At 65.6% G+C, this 18812-nt stretch carries 17 protein-coding genes; 13 read left to right on the top strand and 4 right to left on the bottom strand.

Going from position 1 to position 18812, the window contains the following annotated elements; genetic code table 11:
- Window positions 1-150 precede the first annotated feature (150 nt).
- Both QPK27_RS00575 and pepN read right to left on the bottom strand, forming a co-directional pair.
- Window positions 151-1152 carry a class 1 fructose-bisphosphatase gene (locus QPK27_RS00575; RefSeq protein ID WP_290416251.1) on the bottom strand — a complete coding sequence of 334 codons (1002 nt, stop codon included), beginning with the start codon at window positions 1150-1152 and terminating at the stop codon, window positions 151-153.
- A gap of 198 nt (window positions 1153-1350) precedes the next feature.
- Window positions 1351-4005: an aminopeptidase N gene (pepN, locus tag QPK27_RS00570; protein WP_290416250.1), complete on the bottom strand. Its 2655-nt coding sequence runs from the start codon at window positions 4003-4005 to the stop codon at window positions 1351-1353.
- Window positions 4006-4240: 235 nt separating this feature from the next.
- Here pepN and QPK27_RS00565 point away from each other — a divergent pair, with 235 nt between their 5' ends.
- On the top strand, window positions 4241-4897 hold the full coding sequence (locus QPK27_RS00565) for a DUF4136 domain-containing protein (protein ID WP_290416249.1): 657 nt from the start codon (window positions 4241-4243) through the stop codon (window positions 4895-4897).
- Between the two features lie 64 nt (window positions 4898-4961).
- Here the strand turns inward: QPK27_RS00565 and QPK27_RS00560 are convergent, their stop codons facing one another.
- A complete protein-coding gene (locus QPK27_RS00560; protein ID WP_290416248.1) occupies window positions 4962-5939 on the bottom strand; it encodes a quinone oxidoreductase in 978 nt (325 codons plus the stop codon).
- 28 nt (window positions 5940-5967) lie between these two features.
- On the bottom strand, window positions 5968-6384 hold the full coding sequence (locus QPK27_RS00555; RefSeq protein WP_290416247.1) for a methylglyoxal synthase: 417 nt from the start codon (window positions 6382-6384) through the stop codon (window positions 5968-5970).
- Window positions 6385-6795: 411 nt separating this feature from the next.
- On the opposite strand from QPK27_RS00555, the gene QPK27_RS00550 reads away from it, so the two are divergent.
- From QPK27_RS00550 to QPK27_RS00495, 12 genes are all read left to right on the top strand, one after another.
- Window positions 6796-7569: a DUF2182 domain-containing protein gene (locus QPK27_RS00550; protein ID WP_290416246.1), complete on the top strand. Its 774-nt coding sequence runs from the start codon at window positions 6796-6798 to the stop codon at window positions 7567-7569.
- Between the two features lie 79 nt (window positions 7570-7648).
- The gene (locus QPK27_RS00545; RefSeq protein ID WP_290416245.1) at window positions 7649-8374 is read left to right on the top strand and encodes a YebC/PmpR family DNA-binding transcriptional regulator; all 726 of its coding nucleotides are present in this window, start codon (window positions 7649-7651) and stop codon (window positions 8372-8374) included.
- 13 nt (window positions 8375-8387) lie between these two features.
- Entirely contained in the window at window positions 8388-9653 is a 1266-nt protein-coding gene (gene purD, locus QPK27_RS00540; protein WP_290416244.1) for a phosphoribosylamine--glycine ligase, read from the top strand.
- A 266-nt stretch (window positions 9654-9919) separates the two neighbouring features.
- Window positions 9920-10831, top strand: a complete 912-nt coding sequence (gene hemF, locus QPK27_RS00535; RefSeq protein ID WP_290416243.1) for an oxygen-dependent coproporphyrinogen oxidase — start codon at window positions 9920-9922, stop codon at window positions 10829-10831.
- A complete protein-coding gene (locus QPK27_RS00530; protein WP_290416242.1) occupies window positions 10831-11556 on the top strand; it encodes a nicotinate-nucleotide adenylyltransferase in 726 nt (241 codons plus the stop codon). The genes hemF and QPK27_RS00530 overlap by 1 nt, the downstream gene beginning before the upstream one ends.
- Complete coding sequence (gene rsfS / locus QPK27_RS00525; RefSeq protein ID WP_290416241.1) at window positions 11556-12290, top strand: ribosome silencing factor; 735 nt, start codon at window positions 11556-11558, stop codon at window positions 12288-12290. The genes QPK27_RS00530 and rsfS overlap by 1 nt, the downstream gene beginning before the upstream one ends.
- An 18-nt stretch (window positions 12291-12308) precedes the next feature.
- Window positions 12309-12779, top strand: coding sequence for a 23S rRNA (pseudouridine(1915)-N(3))-methyltransferase RlmH (gene rlmH / locus QPK27_RS00520; protein WP_071361491.1), 471 nt, complete (start codon window positions 12309-12311; stop codon window positions 12777-12779).
- A 48-nt stretch (window positions 12780-12827) separates the two neighbouring features.
- Window positions 12828-13445 (top strand): nucleoside triphosphate pyrophosphatase, encoded by a 618-nt coding sequence (locus tag QPK27_RS00515; RefSeq protein ID WP_290416240.1) that lies wholly within the window; start codon window positions 12828-12830, stop codon window positions 13443-13445.
- Window positions 13446-13548: 103 nt separating this feature from the next.
- Window positions 13549-15012: a ribonuclease G gene (gene rng / locus QPK27_RS00510; protein ID WP_290416239.1), complete on the top strand. Its 1464-nt coding sequence runs from the start codon at window positions 13549-13551 to the stop codon at window positions 15010-15012.
- 53 nt (window positions 15013-15065) lie between these two features.
- On the top strand, window positions 15066-15500 hold the full coding sequence (locus QPK27_RS00505; protein ID WP_290416238.1) for an STY0301 family protein: 435 nt from the start codon (window positions 15066-15068) through the stop codon (window positions 15498-15500).
- A 69-nt stretch (window positions 15501-15569) separates the two neighbouring features.
- On the top strand, window positions 15570-16202 hold the full coding sequence (locus QPK27_RS00500; RefSeq protein ID WP_290416237.1) for an N-methyl-D-aspartate receptor NMDAR2C subunit: 633 nt from the start codon (window positions 15570-15572) through the stop codon (window positions 16200-16202).
- Window positions 16203-16338: 136 nt separating this feature from the next.
- Window positions 16339-18753 carry a catalase gene (locus tag QPK27_RS00495; protein ID WP_290416236.1) on the top strand — a complete coding sequence of 805 codons (2415 nt, stop codon included), beginning with the start codon at window positions 16339-16341 and terminating at the stop codon, window positions 18751-18753.
- Window positions 18754-18812: the final 59 nt, after the last annotated feature.

Raw genomic sequence — 18812 nt, 5'->3', positions numbered from 1 at the left:
AAACCTGGGTTTCGCCTGTACTGCTTCAATGCATGCGCAAAGACGCGTACTGATGAAAGAACCATATTCTAGCAAACAATCCCGTAAACTTGCTAGTCTGTATTTCTACAGTGCCTGGCAAGTTCCCGGATCATTTGCCGAGTCAGGTGTTCAGCCGGCGTGATAGCCCGTCACGACCTCGACTTCTTCCTTCGAGCCCAGGAACACCGGCACGCGCTGGTGCAGCTTGGTCGGCGGGATGTCCAGGATGCGCCCCTTGCCGTCGGTGGCGGCGCCGCCGGCCTGCTCGACGATCATGGCCATCGGATTGGCTTCGTACATCAGGCGCAGCTTGCCCGGCTGCGACGGATCGCGCCGGTCGGCCGGGTACATGAACACGCCGCCGCGGGTCAGGATGCGGTGCACGTCGGCCACCATCGAGGCGATCCAGCGCATATTGAAATCCTTGCCGCGCGGGCCGGTAGAGCCCGCCAGCAGCTCGTCGACGTAGCGCTGCACCGGCGAATGCCAGTGGCGCTGGTTCGACATATTGATCGCGAACTCTTTGGTCGCCGGCGGGATCTGCATATCGCTCTGGGTCAGCACCCACGAACCCTGCTCGCGGTCGAGCGTGAAGCAGTGCACGCCATTGCCGGTGGTCAGCACCAGCATGGTCTGCGGGCCGTACACGGCGTAGCCGGCCGCGACCTGGCTGGTGCCCGGCTGCAGGAAGTCCTGCTCGGTCGGCGAATCCATGCCTTCCGGGGCCTTCAGCACCGAGAAGATGGTGCCGATCGAGACGTTGACGTCGATGTTCGACGAGCCGTCGAGCGGATCGAACAGCAGCAGGAATTCGCCCTTCGGATAACGGCTCGGGATCTGGCGGATGGTTTCCATTTCCTCGGACGCCATCGCGGCCAGGTGGCCGCCCCACTCATTGGCTTCCAGCAGGATTTCGTTGGAGATCACGTCCAGCTTCTTCTGGACTTCGCCCTGGATGTTCTCGGTGTCGGCGCTGCCCAGCACTTCGCCCAGGGCGCCCTTGCTGACCGAATAGCTGATGCGCTTGCAGGCGCGTGCGACGACCTCGATCAGGAGGCGCAACTCGGCGTTGATGGTCTGGTGCTGGCGCTGCTCTTCCACCAGGTATTGCGTAAGACTGACGCGTTTCATGACTTCCTCAGGTTTGGTTTCAATTCTTTTGTACGGTGCGGCCAACTATCGACGACGTAGGGTTGGCGGCTTTGCCGCCGACGCGGTGATCGTTCGCAGCAAGATCATCCGGCACGATATCGGAGCCGATAACAATCACCGCGTCGGCGGCGGAGTGCGGGGCCGCCTAGGCCAACCCTACGATGGCCACCGTTTTAATCAATTCGACAGTGCCTTGGTCACCACTTCCCGCACGTCGTTCGACAGCGTGGCCTGGCCCGCAACGCGCTGCAGCGCCGACTGCATCTGCACCTGCAGTTCCGGTGCATAACGGCGCCAGCGGTCCATGGCGCGCGCCAGGCGGCTGGCAACCTGCGGGTTGAGCGCGTCGAGCGCGATCACCTGTTCGGCCCAGAAATCGTAGCCGCTGCCGTCCGGGGCGTGGAAGCCGACCGGGTTGTTGGCGCAGAAGGTAGACACCAGGCTGCGCGCACGGTTCGGGTTGCGCAGCGTGAAGGCCGGATGGCGCATCAAGGCCCGCACCGCCGCCACGTCGGTGGTCGGGGCCGACGCCTGCATGGAGAACCACTTGTCCACCACCAGCGCTTCGCCCTTGAACAGTTCGTAGAACTCGTCCAGCGCGTCGGCCGCTTCCGGCACCCGCGAGCCGATCAGGGCTTGCAGGGCGGCGGCGCGGTCGGTCATGTTGCCGGCGTCGTTGAACTGGCGCTGGGCCAGCAGCACGCTTTCTTCGTCCGGCGCTGCGTTCAGGTAAGCCAGCGCCAGGTTCTTCAGCGCGCGCTTGCCGGCGGACGCGGCGTCCGGGCTGTAATCGCCCGGGGTCAGGTTGGCCTGGTAGGCGGCCAGCAATTCGGTGCGCAGGCGGCTGCCGATGTTGGCGCGCACGAACTGGCGCGCCATGTGCACCGCCAGCGGATCGACGTTGTCGAGCTGCTCGGCGATCATGCTTTCGGACGGCAGCATCAAACACTGCTCGCGGAAGGCCGGGTCGAGGCTGTCGTCGACCAGGATTTTCCGCATCGCTTCGATGAAGGTGTCGTCCAGGTTGAGGCTGGCGCCGACTTTTGCTTCACCGGTGAGTTTGAGCAGGCGGCCCATCGCCAGGCGCTGGCCGGCTTCCCAGCGGTTGACCGGGTCGCTGTCGTGGTTGAACAGGTGCAGCAGGTCGACATCCAGGTAGCTGCCCTGCAGGATCACCGGCGCCGAGAAGTTGCGCAGCACCGACGGCACCGGCGAACTGGCGACATTGCTGAACACAAAAGTCTGCTCTTCGCTGAACAGTTCCAGTACCGCCGTGGTACCGCGCTCCTGGCCGTCGACCGTCAACGGCATGTCCTTGCCGTCGGCATCCAGCAGGCCAACCGCCACCGGGATGTGGAACGGCAGTTTTTCCGGCTGGCCCGGGGTTGGGGGGCAGGATTGCGACAACGTCAGCGAGTACGTTTGCGCCGCTTCGTCGTAGCGCCCTTCGAAGCGCAGCACCGGCGTGCCGGCCTGGCTGTACCAGCGCTCGAACTGGGTCAGGTTCACGCCATTGGCGTCGGCCATGGCGCGGCGGAAATCGTCGCACTCGACCGCCTGCTCGTCATGGCGCTCGAAGTACAGGTCCATGCCTTTGCGGAAACCGTCGACGCCGAACAGGGTCTGATACATGCGCACCACCTCGGCGCCTTTTTCGTACACCGTCACCGTATAAAAATTGTTGATCTCGACAAACGAGTCGGGCCGCACCGGGTGCGCCATCGGGCCGGCGTCTTCCGGAAACTGGGCCTGGCGCAGCGTGCGCACCTGGTCGATGCGGGTCACGGCGCGGCCGGTCTCGGTGCCGATCATGTCGGCCGTGAATTCCTGGTCGCGGAACACGGTCAGGCCTTCTTTCAGCGACAGCTGGAACCAGTCGCGGCAGGTCACGCGGTTGCCGGTCCAGTTGTGGAAGTATTCGTGCGCCACCACCGCCTCGATACCCTGGAAGTCGATGTCGGTCGCCACCCGCGGGTTGGCCAGCACGAACTTGGTGTTGAAGATGTTCAGGCCCTTGTTTTCCATCGCGCCCATGTTGAAGTCGCTGGTGGCGACGATCATGAAGCGGTCCAGGTCGAGCTCGAGGCCGTATTTTTCCTCGTCCCAGCGGATGCTGTGCTTGAGCGACTGCATCGCGTAGTCGGTCTTGTCGAGGTTGCCCTCTTCGACCCATACCTGCAGCAGCGCGTCGCGGCCGTCGGCCAGGCGGAAGGTTTCTTCCTGACACACCAGCTGCGCCGCCACCAGCGCGAACAGGTAAGAGGGCTTCTTGAACGGGTCTTCCCACAGCGCGTAGTGGCGGCCGTCGTCCAGCTCGCCCTCTTCGATCAGGTTGCCGTTGGACAGCAGCACCGGATAGCGGGCTTTATCCGCGCGCAGCATCACGGTGTACTTGGCCATCACATCGGGACGGTCCGGGAAATAGGTGATGCGGCGGAAGCCTTCCGCTTCGCATTGCGTGAAGAAGTTTCCGTTCGACACGTACAGGCCGCTGAGCGTGGTGTTCTGCTCGGGCACGCAGACGGTCTCGATTTCCAGCACCAGCTCGTCCGGCGTGTCCGGTGTATCGGGAATGACCAGCAAATTATTGGCCAGGCGGTATTCGCCGACGCTCAAAGCCTTGCCGTTCAGGCGCAGCGCCACCAGTTCAATGTCTTCACCGTGCAGTTCGATGGCGCGGTCGACGCCCAGCGGATTGCGGCGCAGCGTCAAGCGGTTGGCGACGACGGTGCGGGCCGGGTCCAGGTCGAAGCCGAGCTCGACAGTATCCACGAGGTAGCTTGGCGGGGTATAGTCTTTCCGGTAGATGGTCTGGGGCGTATCGGTGCGCATGGGTTATTCCGCTGACACAGTGGGAGAAGACCTTATTGTACCCATAAGCCCCGGTTCTGAGCGTTTCGACAAGCTTGCCGGACGCGCCACGGGCGCGCGGCGGGAAGTGAATGTGTCGTCATGTATCGGGCGGGTACGGCGCGTAACCGGGTGTAAATTCTGGTCTATGGATTCTGGACAAGCGCTAAGCTGGAGCATCGGGGAAATACCGAACGTATAAAACAGGGAGAAATGCATGAAACGCCTCATCATGGTCGCTGCCGGTACGGCGCTCGCGCTGCTGCTGGGCGGTTGCGCGACCACCATCCGCAGCGATGTCACCACCTTCCACCAGTGGCCGGCGCAGATCGCCGACAAGAGCTACGTGTTCGAAGTGCCGCCACCGCCCGACGATACGCTGGAATGGCAGAGCTACAAGGAACTGGTGCGCGGCCAGCTGGCGCGCCAGGGCTTCACCGACGCCAACGGCGCCACGCCGGCGTTGACGGTGTCGATGCGCTTCACCACCACCGACATCCCGGTGCGGGTGCTGGAACCGCTGATGACGCCGTACTACTACCCGTCGGCCCGTTTCGGCTTCCGCGGCTATGGCTACCGCGGCTTCAACCGCCGCTACTGGGGCGGCTGGTACAGCCCGTTCTACGATCCGTTCTGGAGCCCGTACCCGGCCTACCAGAGCTCGATCGAGCACCACTTCCGGCGCGAGCTGCAGGTGTCGATCAAGCAGGCGCGCGACGGCAAACGCTTGTTCGATGTCACGGTGCACAATACCAGCCGCAATATGTCGACGCCGGAAATCATGCCGGCGCTGGTGCAGAGCGCGTTCGAAGGGTTCCCGGGACCGTCGGGCGTGGCGCGCCGGGTCGAACTGAAGCAGGAACCGAAGTCGTAAGCGACGCAGTCCGCCGCACCATCCTGAAAACGTCGTTCCCGCCGCTGGCAGGAACGACGTTTTTTTATGGCAGCAACACCGTCGACCCGGTCGTGCGCCGCCCTTCCAGCGCGCGGTGCGCCTCGGCCGCTTGCGCCAGCGGAAAGCGCTGGCGCACCTCGACCTTCACCTTGCCGCTGGTGACCACCTCGAACAGGTCGGCCGCCATCGCCTCCAGCTCGTCGCGGGTGGCCATGTAGTCGCCCAGCGTCGGCCGCGTCAGGTACAGCGAGCCGTGTTTCGACAGTTCGCCCGGCGCCACCGGCGGTACCGGGCCGGACGAATTGCCGAAGCTGACCATCAGTCCACGCCGGCGCAGGCAGGCCAGCGAGGCGGCGAAGGTATCCTTGCCGACCGAGTCGTACACCACCGGCACCCCGGCGCCGTTCGTGATCTCGCGCACGCGCGCGGCGATGTCTTCCTCGTTGTAATTGATCACGTGGGCGGCGCCGTGCGCCAGCGCCAGCTCGGCCTTTTCTTTCGAGCCCACGGTGCCGATCAGCTCGACGCCCAGGGCGCGCGCCCACTGGCAGGCGATCAGGCCGACGCCGCCGGCCGCGGCGTGGAGCAGGATGGTTTCGCCGGCTTTCACCGGATAGGTGCTGCGCAGCAGGTACTGCACCGTCAGGCCCTGCAGCATCATGGCGGCGGCGGTGTCGAAGCCGACCGCATCCGGCAGGCGCACCAGCACGTCGGCCGGCATCGTGCGCAGCTCGGCATAGGCGCCGTTCGGTCCGCCCGCGTAGGCGACCCGGTCCCCCGGCTGCAGGTGCGTTACGCCCTCCCCCACCGCTTCGACCACGCCCGCGCCTTCGCGGCCCAGGCCGGACGGCAGCGGCTGCGGGTACAGGCCGGTGCGGTAATACACGTCGATGAAGTTCAGGCCGATCGCATGCTGGCGCACCAGCGCCTCGCCGGGGCCGGGCGCGCCCACCTCGACGTCGACGTATTCCAGGACTTCGGGGCCGCCGGTGGCGGCGAAGCGGATCGCTTTGGCGTGCATGGACCTCTCCTCGATAAAGTAACGGGACTTAGCGGCGCGCACCCTGCAACTGCGACAGCACCAGGCGCGCGGTCGAGACGTTGGTGGCGCACGGCACGTTGTGCACATCGCAGGCGCGCACCAGGGCGTTGATGTCGGGTTCGTGCGGCTGCGGCGTCATCGGGTCGCGCAGGAAGATCACGCAATCGACCAGGCCGTCGACCAGCTGGGCGCCGATCTGCAGGTCGCCGCCGACCGGACCGGAATGCTTGCGCTCGACACTCAGGCCCAGCTCGTTGATCAGGCGCCCGCCGGTGGTGCCGGTGGCCGACAGCGTGCAGCCTTTCAAAAAGTCGAGGTATTCGGCGGCGAGCGAGATCATGTCGTCCTTCTTCTTGTCGTGGGCGATCAGGGCGATGCGTGGAACCTGTGGGGGCTGGGCGGCGGAAGCGGTGGTCGTGGTCATGTCGGCGCGCGTAGTGTTGGTAGAGACTGTCGGTAAAGACGGGGAGCACCAAGGATACCGCATCCATTCCCAGGTCAAGAATAAACACCGGCGGCGTCCACGGATGCTGAACAGGATCAATCACGGCGCACGGCTGTGGCGGCAACGCTGAAAAGCGGCCGCCAGCATGCTTCCAGCGCCACGAACGCACGGACCAGTACGCCCGGCGCTGTTGCGCGGGAGACGCAGTGCCGCCGCCACAACGCATGAGCAGACAACAACCGTGCCGGATCCCGGTGCCGGTCCGGCAATCCCGGGGCCGCGCTCGCCGAACGGAGGCGCCGGCGGTGCGGTCGAACAGCCTAGTGCACCCCGACAGGAGAAGCCCATGACCCGCAACACCTGCGCCGCACAGGTCCACGGAGCGCCGCGATGACCTTTGGCGAGCCCGATCTGCGCGCCGGCAGCGACCGCCCGGTCGCACTGGCCCTGCTGCTGCTGTCGCTGCTGGCCAGCGTGTGCTGGGCCGCCCTGGCCCTGGTCGCGCCGCCCACCTTCGATGCCATGATGGAGAGCGCCGCCGCCCCTTCCCTGCCCTGGCGCGCCGCCCAGATGGCGCTGCTGTTCCTGATGTGGGCCGGCCTGTGCACGGCCCTGATGCTGCCGCTGGCCAGCCGCGCGGCGGTGCTGTTCGCGCGCCTGGCGGGACGGCGCGCGCAGTCGGCGCGGCGCCGCGCGCGCCTGTGCACCTTCCTGTTCGTGCTGGCCTACCTGCTCGCCTGGACCGGCTTCGCGCTGCTGGCGATGATTGCCCAATGGACCCTCGATGCGGCGGCCGCCGCCGGCACGGCGCGCCACCCCACCGTGCTCGGCCTGGCGCTGGCGGCGGCCGGCATCTACCAGTGGACGCCAGCCAAGCACGCCTGCCTGGAGCACTGCCGCGCGCCGCTACCCGGCATCCTGGCCGGCTGGCGCGACGGCCTGGCCGGCGCCTTCGGCCGCGGCGCGGCGCACGCCTACCAGAGCCTGGGTTGCTGCTGGCTGCTGATGCTGGTGCTGCTGGCGGCGGGGCCCGATAACCCGGCCGCGATCGCCGCCATCGGCCTGCTGGTACTGGCCGAAATCCGGTTCGACGCCGGCCACTGGATCGCCTGCGCGGGCGGGCTGGCGCTGCTGGCATTGGGCACCCGACTGTTGTTTCCATGACGAGTCCGCGGCGATTTTGGCAAGGGGGGCTATGCTAGAATATCGGCCACTCTTGCATACCGTCTAAGGATTCTCGAACATGGCTGGACACAGCAAATGGGCCAATATCAAGCACAAGAAAGCCGCTACTGACGCCAAGCGCGGCAAGATCTGGACGCGCCTGATCAAGGAGATCACCGTGGCGGCGCGCATGGGCGGCAGCGACATCGCGTCCAACCCGCGCCTGCGTCTCGCGGTCGACAAGGCGGCCGACGCCAACATGCCGAAGGATAACGTCACCCGTGCGATCCAGCGCGGCTCGGGCGAACTCGAAGGCGTGAACTACGAAGAAGTGCGCTACGAAGGCTATGGCATCGGCGGCGCGGCGATCATCGTCGACTGCCTGACCGACAACCGCGTGCGCACCGTGGCCGAAGTGCGCCACGCCTTCAACAAGTACGGCGGCAATATGGGCACCGAAGGTTCGGTCGCGTTCATGTTCACGCACACCGGCCAGTTCCTGTTCGCGCCCGGCGTCGACGAAGACAAGCTGATGGAAGCGGCGCTGGAAGCCGGCGCCGACGACGTGGTGGCCGACGAAGAAGGTGGCTTCGAGGTGCTGTGCGATCCGCACGCCTTCGCCGGCGTGAAGGAAGCTTTGGCGTCGGCCGGTTTCAAGGCCGAGGTGGCCGAAGTGATCATGAAGCCCGCGACCGAGACCGTGTTCACCGGCGAAGACGCGATCAAGATGCAGAAGATCCTCGACGCGCTGGAAAACCTGGACGACGTGCAAGAGGTGTACACCAACGCCGTGATCGAAGAATAAGAGTAGGTAGCATATGAAAATCCTCGTAGTCGGCTCGGGCGGCCGCGAACACGCGCTGGCGTGGAAACTGGCCCAATCGGAACGTGTGCAGACGGTCTTCGTCGCGCCCGGCAACGGCGGCACCGAGCGCGACGCGCGTCTGGTCACCGTGCAGCTGAGCGAACCGGAAGCGCTGGCCGACTTCGTGGTCTCCGAAGGGGTGGCCCTGACCCTGGTCGGTCCGGAAGCGCCGCTGGCCGCCGGCATCGTCAACCTGTTCCGTTCGCGCGGCCTGAAGATCTTCGGCCCGACCCGCGAAGCGGCCCAGCTGGAAAGCTCGAAGGACTTCGCCAAGGCCTTCATGCAGCGCCACGGCATCCCGACCGCCAAGTACCAGACCTTCTCCGATGCGGCGGAGGCGCACGCCTACATCGACGCCAACGGCGCCCCGATCGTGATCAAGGCCGACGGCCTGGCCGCCGGCAAGGGCGTGGTGGTGGCGATGTCGCGGGACGAAGCGCACGGCGCCGTCGATCACATGCTGTCCGACAACGCCTTCGGCGACGCCGGCGCGCGCATCGTGATCGAGGAATTCCTGGCCGGCGAAGAAGCCAGCTTCATCGTCATGTGCGACGGCAGGAACGTGCTGGCGCTGGCCACCAGCCAGGACCACAAGCGCCTGCAGGACAACGACCAGGGCCCGAACACGGGCGGCATGGGCGCCTATTCGCCGGCGCCGATCGTGACGCCGTCGATGCATGCGCGCGTGATGCGCGAGATCATCAACCCGACCATCCAGGGCATGGCGCGCGACGGCATCCCGTTCACCGGCTTCCTGTACGCCGGCCTGATGATCGACGGCGAAGGCAACCCGCGCACGCTCGAATTCAACTGCCGCATGGGCGACCCGGAAACCCAGCCGATCATGACGCGCCTGAAGAGCGACTTCGCCACGGTGCTCGAGCACGCCTGCAACGGCAGCCTCGACACGGTCGAGCTGGAGTGGGACCGCCGCACCGCGGTGGGCGTGGTGATGGCCGCCGCCGGCTATCCGGACAGCCCGCGCAAGGGCGACGTGATCGACGGCATCCCGGCCGAGACCCCGGAATGCGTCACCTTCCACGCCGGCACCCGCACCGTGGGCGGCACGCTGCAGACCAGCGGCGGCCGCGTGCTGTGCGTGGTGGGCCTGGGCGACAGCGTCAAGATGGCGCAAAAGCAGGCTTACGAGACGGTCGAGCGCATCCACTTCAATGGCGCGCAGTACCGGCGCGATATCGGCTGGCGCGGCGTGAAATAATTCGCTGGCGCGGCTGCGCAATGCTGGTTGAACTTGGGTTCCCGCCTTCGCGGGAACGACGGTTTTCAGGTTTGTGGTGAAAGAACCGGATACGGTGATTCTCAGACAGTTCTTATGAACGTCATTCCCGCGCAGGCGGGAATCCAAGTCCGCAGATCAGCCACACGGCCACCTTGCACCACATACCTCGGCAACACCCCAATTAGAATCAACCCCACGCGCAGGTGTACAATCTGCGCACTTTTTCACTTCCGCACCCGAACCGCATGTCCTCCCCCGATCCCGCCATCGTCAAAGCCTGGCTGCTCGACCTGCAAGCGCGCATCGTCGCCGCCCTCGAGCAGGTCGACGGCAAGCCCTTCCTGCGCGACAGCTGGGAACGCCCTGAAGGCGGCGGCGGCATCTCGCGCCTGATCGAAGAAGGCAATGTGTTCGAGCGCGGCGGCGTGAATTTCTCGCACGTCACCGGCGCCGCCCTGCCGCCATCGGCCAGCGCCGTGCGCCCGGAACTGGCCGGCCGCGCGTGGGAAGCGATGGGCGTGTCGCTGGTGCTGCACCCGCGCAACCCGTACGCCCCGACGGTGCACATGAACGTGCGCTTCTTCGAAGCCACCGCCCCGGGCAAGGACCCGGTCTGGTGGTTCGGCGGCGGCATGGACCTGACCCCGTACTACGGCAACGAACAGGATGTGCGCCACTTCCACCAGGTCTGCCACGACGCCCTGGCGCCGTTCGGCGACACGCTGCACGATCGCTTCAAGACCTGGTGCGACGAGTACTTCTACCTGAAGCACCGCAAGGAGCCGCGCGGCGTCGGCGGCATCTTCTTCGACGACTTCAACGAGCTCGGCTTCGATCAGTCGTTCGCAATGATGCAAAGCGTCGGCGACGGCTTCCTCGACGCCTACCTGCCGATCGTGAATGCGCGCAAGGACCAGCCGTACGGCGAACGCGAACGCGACTTCCAGGCCTACCGCCGCGGCCGCTACGTCGAGTTCAACCTGGTGTGGGACCGCGGCACGCTGTTCGGCCTGCAGTCGGGCGGACGCACCGAAGCGATCCTGATGTCGATGCCGCCGATCGTCAAATGGCGCTACGACTGGCATCCGGAACCGGGCAGCGCGGAAGAGCGTCTGTATTCCGACTTCCTGGTGCACCGGGACTGGCTGGCGTCGTGATGGCGACCTCCGGCCCGCCGGAGCGCCCGACCTGCGTCGCCGTTCTTGGCGGCAGCTTCGACCCGGTACACCATGGCCACGTCGCGCTGGCCCGGCTGTTCGCGCAATTGCTGCAGCCGGACGCGCTGCGCATCCTGCCGGCCGGCCGCCCATGGCAGAAGCGCTCCCTGCAGGCCGGCGACGACGACCGCGTCGCCATGCTCGAACTGGCCTTCGCGGAAGTAACACCGAAGGCCACGATCGACCGCCAGGAAATCGTTCGCAGCCAGAACGGCGCGCCGACCTACTCGGTCGACACGCTGCGATCCTTGCGCGCCGAGCTGGGCGACAAGGCATCGATCGTGTTCCTGATGGGCGCCGACCAGCTGCAGCGGCTGGATACCTGGCGCGACTGGCGCGAGCTGTTCGGGCTGGCCAACCTGGGCGTGGCGACGCGCCCCGGCTACGACCTGGCCCAGGAAGCATTGCCACCTCAGGTGGCACAAGAATTGTCGGCGCGGCTTGCAACGCCCGACGCGGTGCGCGCCAGCGCGCACGGCAAAGTCTGTCTCGCGCAGACGCTGGCGGTCGACGTGTCGGCCACCCGCATCCGCGCGGCCTTGCAGGCCGGCACGGACGCCACCAGGGACGCGAACCTGCGCACCGCGCTGGGCGCGGACATGAACGCGCCCGCGATGGCGCAAGTGCTAGACTACATTCAACAACATAACCTGTATAAGAACTAATGGATATCAAGAAACTGCAAACGCTCGTGGTCGACGCCCTGGAAGACGTCAAGGGCCAGGACATCGTCCTGTTCGACACGACCCACCTGACCAGCCTGTTCGACCGCATCGCCGTGGTCTCGGGCACGTCGAACCGCCAGACCAAGGCGCTGGCCGCCTCGGTGCGCGACAAGGTCAAGGCCGCAGGCGGCGACGTCGTCGGCCTGGAAGGCGAAGACACCGGCGAATGGGTGCTGGTCGACCTGGGCGACATGATCGTGCACATCATGCAGCCGGCGATCCGCCAGTACTACCGCCTGGAAGAGATCTGGGGCGAGAAGCCGGTCAAGCTGGGCGCCGCCAAGCGCAAGTCGACCGCCGAAGGCATCGAAGCCGATGCGCCGAAAACCAAGTCGAAGCACCTGGCCGCCAACCAGGAACAGGAAGCCGCGAAACCGGTGAATGAGCGAACTGCGGAGCGCAAGCCGGCCGCCAAGCGCGCCACCGCCGCCTCGAAGACCGCAGGTACTGCTGCCAGCGCCGGCACCACCGCTGCGAAAAAGCCGGCCGCCAAGAAGGCAGCCGTCCCGACCGGCAAGACCGTGAAGGTCGCGCCGAGCAAGAGCGAAACCGCCGCCGTCGAAGCGCTGAAGGCGAAACCGCCGAAGCGTACGCCGAAGGCCGCCGCCCCGGCCGCCGAGGCAGCGGCGCCTGCGAAAAAGGTGATCCGCCGCATCAAGAAGACAGACGAGTAATCGTTCGGACGCTTTTTCATGCAGCTGATCATTGCCGCGGTCGGTCATAAGATGCCGGCCTGGATCGAGTCCGGCTTTACCGAGTACACCAAGCGCATGCCGCCCGAGCTGCGCATCGTGCTCAAGGAAATCAAGCCGGTCGAACGCTCGGGCAGCAAGACCGCGGCCACCGCGATGGCGCTCGAACGCGAGCGCATCGAGGCGGCGCTGCCGAAGGGCGTACGCATCATCGCGCTCGACGAGCGCGGCAAGGACCTGACCAGCGTCGGCCTGTCGCAGCAGCTGGAAACCTGGCAACGCGACGGCCGCGACACTGCTTTCCTGATCGGCGGCGCCGACGGGCTCGACCCCGAGCTCAAGGCGCGCGCCGAAGGATTGATTAGAATTTCGAGTATGACATTGCCACACGGCATCGTCCGTGTCATGCTTGCGGAACAATTGTACCGAGCTTGGTCGATCACGCAGAATCATCCGTATCACCGCGTCTGACTCACCGCGTCTGAATCGCCGTCTCTGAATCACCGTGTCCGAACCTCGATGAAACACAAGCACAATCGAATCTATCTCGCTTCCAAGAGCCCGCGCCGGCGCGAACTGCTGCGTCAGATCAATGTTGATTTCGAGCTGATGCTGCTACGCAGCGATCCGGGCCGTGTGGTCGACGTCAGCGAGGACGTGCTGCCGGGCGAGGACGTGCACGACTACGTGGCACGCGTGGCCAAGGAGAAAGGCGCGTTCGCCTTTAACCTGCTGCTGCAGCGCCGCCAGCCGCTGCGTCCGGTGCTGACGGCGGACACCACCGTCACCATCGACGGCGAGATTTTGGGCAAGCCGATTGATAACCGAGAAGCGGTCGCCATGCTTGAACGCCTGTCGGGCCGCACCCACCAGGTCTTGACCTCGGTCGCGGTGCACGCCGAGCGCTGTGCGGAACAGATCACGCAGGTGTCCAACGTGCGCTTCGCCGAACTGACCCCGGCCCAGATCCGCGCCTACTGCGCCACCAGCGAGCCCTACGACAAGGCCGGCGGCTACGGCATCCAGGGACCGGCGGCGCTGTTCATCGAGCATATCGAGGGCAGCCATTCCGGGATCATGGGCTTGCCGCTGTTCGAGACCGCCAATCTGCTGCGCAAGGCCGGCCTCTCGATCTGAATCCGGAGCTGAATCCGGCGCTGAATCCGGGACCACGGCGCCCCCGCAGGCCGCACCCCAGCGTGTATCATTGTCACCCTGAACAATACGCGCGGCCGGGTCCATGAACGAAGACATCCTCATCAACATCACTCCGCAGGAAACGCGCGTGGCGCTGGTCCTGCAGGGCGCGGTGCAAGAGCTGCACATCGAGCGCACGCTCACGCGCGGGTTGGCGGGGAACGTTTATCTGGGCAAGGTGGTGCGGGTGCTGCCGGGCATGCAGTCGGCCTTCATCGACATCGGCCTGGAACGCGCCGCCTTCCTCCACGTGGCCGACATCTGGGAAGCCCGTCCCCACGACGGCAGCAACGCCCCACCGACCCCTATCGAAAAGCTGCTGTTCGACGGCCAGGTGCTCACCGTGCAGGTGATCAAGGACCCGATCGGCACCAAGGGCGCGCGCCTGTCGACCCAGATCTCGATCGCCGGGCGCATGCTGGTGTACCTGCCGCAAGACCACCACATCGGCATCTCGCAAAAGATCGAGAAGGAAGCCGACCGCGAGCAACTGCGCACCAAGCTGCAGAGCCTGCTCCCGGCCGACGAAAAAGGCGGCTACATCGTGCGCACCCAGGCCGAGGAAGCCTCGCTCGAGGACCTGTCCGCCGACGTCGACTATCTGCGCAAGACCTGGGGCGCGATCGTGCAGGGCGCGCGCACCCTGCCCCCGACCACGCTGCTGTACCAGGACCTGAGCCTGGCCCAGCGCGTGCTGCGCGACTTCGTGCACGAAGAAACGGCCAGCATCCAGGTCGATTCGCGCGAGAACTTCCTGAAACTGGTCGAATTCGCCCAGGTGTATACCCCGAGCGTGCTGTCGCGCATGGCGCACTACACCGGCGAGCGTCCGCTGTTCGACCTGTACGGCGTGGAAGAAGAAATCCTGCGCGCGCTGGGGCGGCGCGTCGACCTCAAGTCCGGCGGCTACCTGATCGTCGACCAGACCGAGGCGATGACGACCATCGACGTCAACACCGGCGGCTACGTCGGCGGACGCAATTTCGCCGACACCATCTTTAAAACCAACCTGGAAGCGGCGCACGCCATCGCGCGCCAGCTGCGCCTGCGCAACCTGGGCGGCATCATCATCCTCGACTTCATCGACATGGAGAACAACGAGCACCGCAACCAGGTGCTCGCCGAGCTCAAGAAGACCCTGGCGCGCGACCGTACCAAGGTCTCGGTGAGCGGCTTCTCGGCCCTCGGCCTGGTCGAGATGACCAGGAAGCGCACGCGCGAATCGCTGGCCCACATCCTGTGCGAGCCGTGCCCGGCCTGCGCCGGCAAGGGGCAGGTCAAGACCAGCCGCACCATCTGCTACGAAATCCTGCGCGAACTGCTGCGCGAAGCCAAGCAGTTCAACCCACGCGAATTCCGCATCGTCGCTTCGCAGGAGGTGATCGACCTGTTCCTGGAAGAAGAGTCGCAGCACTTGGCGATGCTGGGGGACTTCATCGGCAAGCGGATTTCGCTGCAGGTGGAAAAGGGGTATCCGCAGGAACAGTACGACGTAATATTGATGTAGTAGCAAGCGCCTTTAGCGGCGATGTTGGTGTTTTTTTCGTGATCGGATGAGTCATGAAAATAGTATCCGTGCTTGCCGCCCTGCCCTTCGCCTTGGTGCTGGGAAAGAATGCATCTGCCGCTGAGGCTCTGTTTGCGTGTCCCCATTCCGTTCCGGAGACATCGGTAAAGCTGACTGCGCCTGGTCCGGAATGGAAGCCCTTCGTATCGTCGCCACTGTATCTTAGCAGTGCTGCGCTGGCGGACGGCCCTCCTGAGCGCCTTGGGGTTCTGCGCGAAGACAGGTACACGCAAACGAAAACGGGCTGGACAAGAAAGTATTCGTTGAAGGGCGAGTATCCTGAAGGCAAGTGGTTGAGGTGTGATTACGGCGTATTCGGCGAGGCGTCGCTCGCGAAGCGGCTCCCTGATGAAATCCAGGAATGCTCGGTGACTGGAAAGAAGGGAGGCCATGCAGGCGAGACGCAGGTCGAAGTCCTGTGCCACTGAATCCACGCCATGCTGACTTGAGGCCTGACGATGAACACAACACCGATATCGCCACCGGCAGCAGATGGGATGACGCAACGCTGGCACGCGCTCTGGAGCGCGCTGATGCTGACGCCGCCTGCGGGTCTGTTGGCGCAGTTAATGGGCGCCTGGCGCGAACCGCAGCGCCACTATCACACCCTGCAGCATCTGACAGAATGCCTGGCGCTGTTCGACGATCTGCGCGACCAGGCGCAACGCCCCGCCGAAATCGAACTGGCGCTCTGGTTCCACGACGCCGTCTACGACGTACGCGCCCACGACAACGAAGCGCGCTCGGCGCGCTGGGCCGGCGAGGCCCTGTGCGGCGCCGGCCTCGGACCGGACAGCGTGCAGCGCATCCACGACCTGATCATGGCCACCTGCCATGGCGCCGCGCCGGCTTCCACCAACCCGGACGCGGCCCTGCTCACCGACATCGACCTCGCCATCCTCGGCGCGCCCGAACCGCGCTTCGCCGAATACGAGCGCCAGATCCGCGCCGAGTACGCCTGGGTCGCCCCCGAGATCTACGCAGTCAAGCGGCGCGCGGTCCTGCGCGGCTTTCTCGAACGCGACGCAATCTATGCCACGCCCGTCCTGCAGAGCCGACTTGAATGGCAAGCGCGCCACAATCTGGCGCGCGCCACCGGCAATGCAACAAACATGTCACCGCGTCATTAATAGCACACCGCTATCGTTGCAATAGAAATAATTTAGTGCATTAATTGCACTATGTGTGTGATCCCACAGTACCACCTCATATTGATGGGCTATGTTGTTCGGGCTACTTCTTTAACCCAACAATACGAGGACAAGGATGAACACTCCGAAGAACCCCAGCGCCGTCGAAGGCGCAGGCTCGATTCTGAGCACCGTGGCCGGCCCGTCCGACGCCAACCCGCCGAGCAGCCTGGGGATCAGCAATCCGGTCGCCGACCGCCTGCTGGACAAGATTCCGTCCGAACAGGAACTCTCCGCCGAGCGTCCCTACAACGCGACCAAGGCCAGCGAATACGGCGAGGCCTCGCGTATTCCGCCCGAGGGCGAACACTTCAAGCCCTCGACCCACGCCGCCACCGGCAGCACCGCCAGCGAGATCATCGCTAACGACAAGGTCGGTGACGGCAATCCGCCCAAGGGCGAAAACCCGACGGTCGACCCGCTCGACCGCGTGCGCGTCGACCCGGCCAAGCGCCACCTGACCACCAACCAGGGCGTGCCGGTGGCCGACAATCAGCATTCGCTGAAGGCCGGCCTGCGCGGCCCGACCTTGCTGGAAGACTTCATCCTGCGCGAAAAGATCATGCACTTCGACCACGAGCGCATTCCCGAGCGCGTGGTGCATGCGCGCGGCTCGGCCGCGCACGGCTACTTCGAAGCCTATGACGACTTCAGCAAGCTGACGCGCGCCATCCCGTTCTCGAAGAAGGGCAAGCGCACCCCGGTGTTCGTGCGCTTCTCGACCGTGGCCGGCGAGCGCGGCTCGACCGACACCGCGCGCGACGTGCGCGGCTTCGCCGTCAAGTTCTATACCGAGGAAGGCAACTGGGACCTGGTGGGCAACAACATCCCGGTGTTCTTCATCCAGGACCCGATGAAGTTCCCGGACGTGGTGCACTCGGTGAAACCGGAACCGCACCACGCCATGCCGCAGGCCTCGAGCGCGCACGACACCTTCTGGGACTTCGCCTCGCTCTCGCCCGAGATCGCGCACATGCTGATGTGGGTGATGTCGGACCGCGCCATTCCGCGCAGCTACCGCACCATGCAGGGCTTCGGCGTGCACACCTTCCGCCTGGTCAATGCGCAGGGCGAATCGCGCTTCGTCAAGTTCCACTGGACGCCGAAGCAAGGCACCCACTCGCTGGTGTGGGACGAAGCGGTGCGCATCTCGGGCGCCGACCCCGACTTCCACCGGCGCGACCTGTGGGAGTCGATCGAGGCCGGTAATTTCCCCGAATGGGAACTGGGCCTGCAGATCTTTACGGAAGAACAGGCCGCTGGCTTCGCCTTCGACATCCTGGATCCGACCAAGCTGGTGCCGGAAGAACTGGTGCCGCTGACCCCGGTCGGCAAGCTGGTGCTGGACCGTAACCCGGACAACTTCTTCGCCGAGACCGAGCAGGTCGCGTTCTGCACCTCGCACGTGGTGCCGGGCATCGACTTCACCAACGACCCGCTGCTGCAGGGTCGTAACTTCTCCTACCAGGACACCCAATTGACGCGCCTGGGCGGCCCGAACTTCCACGAGATCCCGATCAATTCGCCGATCGTGCAGATCCAGAACAACCAGCGCGACGGCTTCCACCGCCAGGCGATCAACCGCGGGCGCGTGAACTACGAACCGAATTCGCTGGGCGGCGGCTGCCCGTTCCAGGCCGGCAAGATGGGCTTCATGAGCTTCCCCGAGCGCCAGCCGAGCGAAGACAAGGTGCGCGGCAAGCCCGAGCTGTTCGCCGAGCACTACGGCCAGGCGCGCCTGTTCTGGCACAGCCAGACGCCGGCCGAGCAGAACCACATCGTGAATGCCTTCCGCTTCGAGCTGACCCGGGTGCAGACCCCGGCCGTGCGCGAACGCATGCTGGCCATGCTGGCCAACGTCGACGCGGTCCTGGTCAATCGCGTGGCCGAGGGCCTGGGCATGGAAGTGCCGGCGCCGCTGCCGCTGGCGAGCGACGCCCCGATCCCGGCCTATGAAGCGTCGCCGCCGCTGTCGCTGCTGAGCCGTCCGGGCCAGACCGGCGTCAAGGGCCGTCGCGTGGCGGTGCTGGTGGCGTCGGGCGTGGACGGCGCCTCCGCCGGCAAGCTGTACGCCAGCCTGCTCGAGGACGGCGCGGTGCCGCGCCTGGTCGGCAATATGCTGGGCAAGGTCGCCAGCGTCGATGGCGACAAGCTCGACGTCGAGATCTCGGTCGAAGCCGGTCCGTCGGTGATGTACGACGGCGTGATCGTGCCGGACGGCGCGGCCGCCGCCGAAGCGCTGGGCCGCAACGCGCTGGTGATCGAGTTCCTGCGCGAGCAGTATCGCCACGGCAAGCCGATCCTGGTCTACGGCGCCGCCTCGGCCCTGTTGTCGAAGGCGATGATCCCGCAAGCGCTGCCGGACGGCTCGGCCGATCCGGGCCTGGTGCTGGGCGACCCGGCCAACCTGGAAGCGGCGCTGGACGGCTTCAAGACCGCGCTGGCCGCGCACCGGGTGTTTGCACGCGAGACCGATCCGCCGGCGGTGTAAGCCGGGCGCCAGTGCCGCCAAGGCGGCGCGGGCTGGACATCAGTTACTGTTCAGCTCGT

The sequence above is a fragment of the Massilia sp. YIM B02443 genome (assembly GCF_030411955.1).
Classification (GTDB): Bacteria; Pseudomonadota; Gammaproteobacteria; order Burkholderiales; family Burkholderiaceae_D; genus Telluria.
This window is presented reverse-complemented; position numbering and strand designations above follow the sequence as displayed.

Coding starts and splice junctions, on each gene's coding strand:
- QPK27_RS00550 (WP_290416246.1), top strand. CDS start 6,796: ATGACCTTTGGCGAGCCCGATCTGCGCGCCGGCAGCGACCGCCCGGTC.
- QPK27_RS00575 (WP_290416251.1), bottom strand. CDS start 1,152: ATGAAACGCGTCAGTCTTACGCAATACCTGGTGGAAGAGCAGCGCCAG.
- QPK27_RS00530 (WP_290416242.1), top strand. CDS start 10,831: ATGGCGACCTCCGGCCCGCCGGAGCGCCCGACCTGCGTCGCCGTTCTT.
- QPK27_RS00500 (WP_290416237.1), top strand. CDS start 15,570: ATGACGCAACGCTGGCACGCGCTCTGGAGCGCGCTGATGCTGACGCCG.
- rng (WP_290416239.1), top strand. CDS start 13,549: ATGAACGAAGACATCCTCATCAACATCACTCCGCAGGAAACGCGCGTG.
- QPK27_RS00565 (WP_290416249.1), top strand. CDS start 4,241: ATGAAACGCCTCATCATGGTCGCTGCCGGTACGGCGCTCGCGCTGCTG.
- QPK27_RS00545 (WP_290416245.1), top strand. CDS start 7,649: ATGGCTGGACACAGCAAATGGGCCAATATCAAGCACAAGAAAGCCGCT.
- rsfS (WP_290416241.1), top strand. CDS start 11,556: ATGGATATCAAGAAACTGCAAACGCTCGTGGTCGACGCCCTGGAAGAC.
- QPK27_RS00560 (WP_290416248.1), bottom strand. CDS start 5,939: ATGCACGCCAAAGCGATCCGCTTCGCCGCCACCGGCGGCCCCGAAGTC.
- rlmH (WP_071361491.1), top strand. CDS start 12,309: ATGCAGCTGATCATTGCCGCGGTCGGTCATAAGATGCCGGCCTGGATC.
- QPK27_RS00515 (WP_290416240.1), top strand. CDS start 12,828: ATGAAACACAAGCACAATCGAATCTATCTCGCTTCCAAGAGCCCGCGC.
- pepN (WP_290416250.1), bottom strand. CDS start 4,005: ATGCGCACCGATACGCCCCAGACCATCTACCGGAAAGACTATACCCCG.
- QPK27_RS00555 (WP_290416247.1), bottom strand. CDS start 6,384: ATGACCACGACCACCGCTTCCGCCGCCCAGCCCCCACAGGTTCCACGC.
- hemF (WP_290416243.1), top strand. CDS start 9,920: ATGTCCTCCCCCGATCCCGCCATCGTCAAAGCCTGGCTGCTCGACCTG.
- QPK27_RS00495 (WP_290416236.1), top strand. CDS start 16,339: ATGAACACTCCGAAGAACCCCAGCGCCGTCGAAGGCGCAGGCTCGATT.
- QPK27_RS00505 (WP_290416238.1), top strand. CDS start 15,066: ATGAAAATAGTATCCGTGCTTGCCGCCCTGCCCTTCGCCTTGGTGCTG.
- purD (WP_290416244.1), top strand. CDS start 8,388: ATGAAAATCCTCGTAGTCGGCTCGGGCGGCCGCGAACACGCGCTGGCG.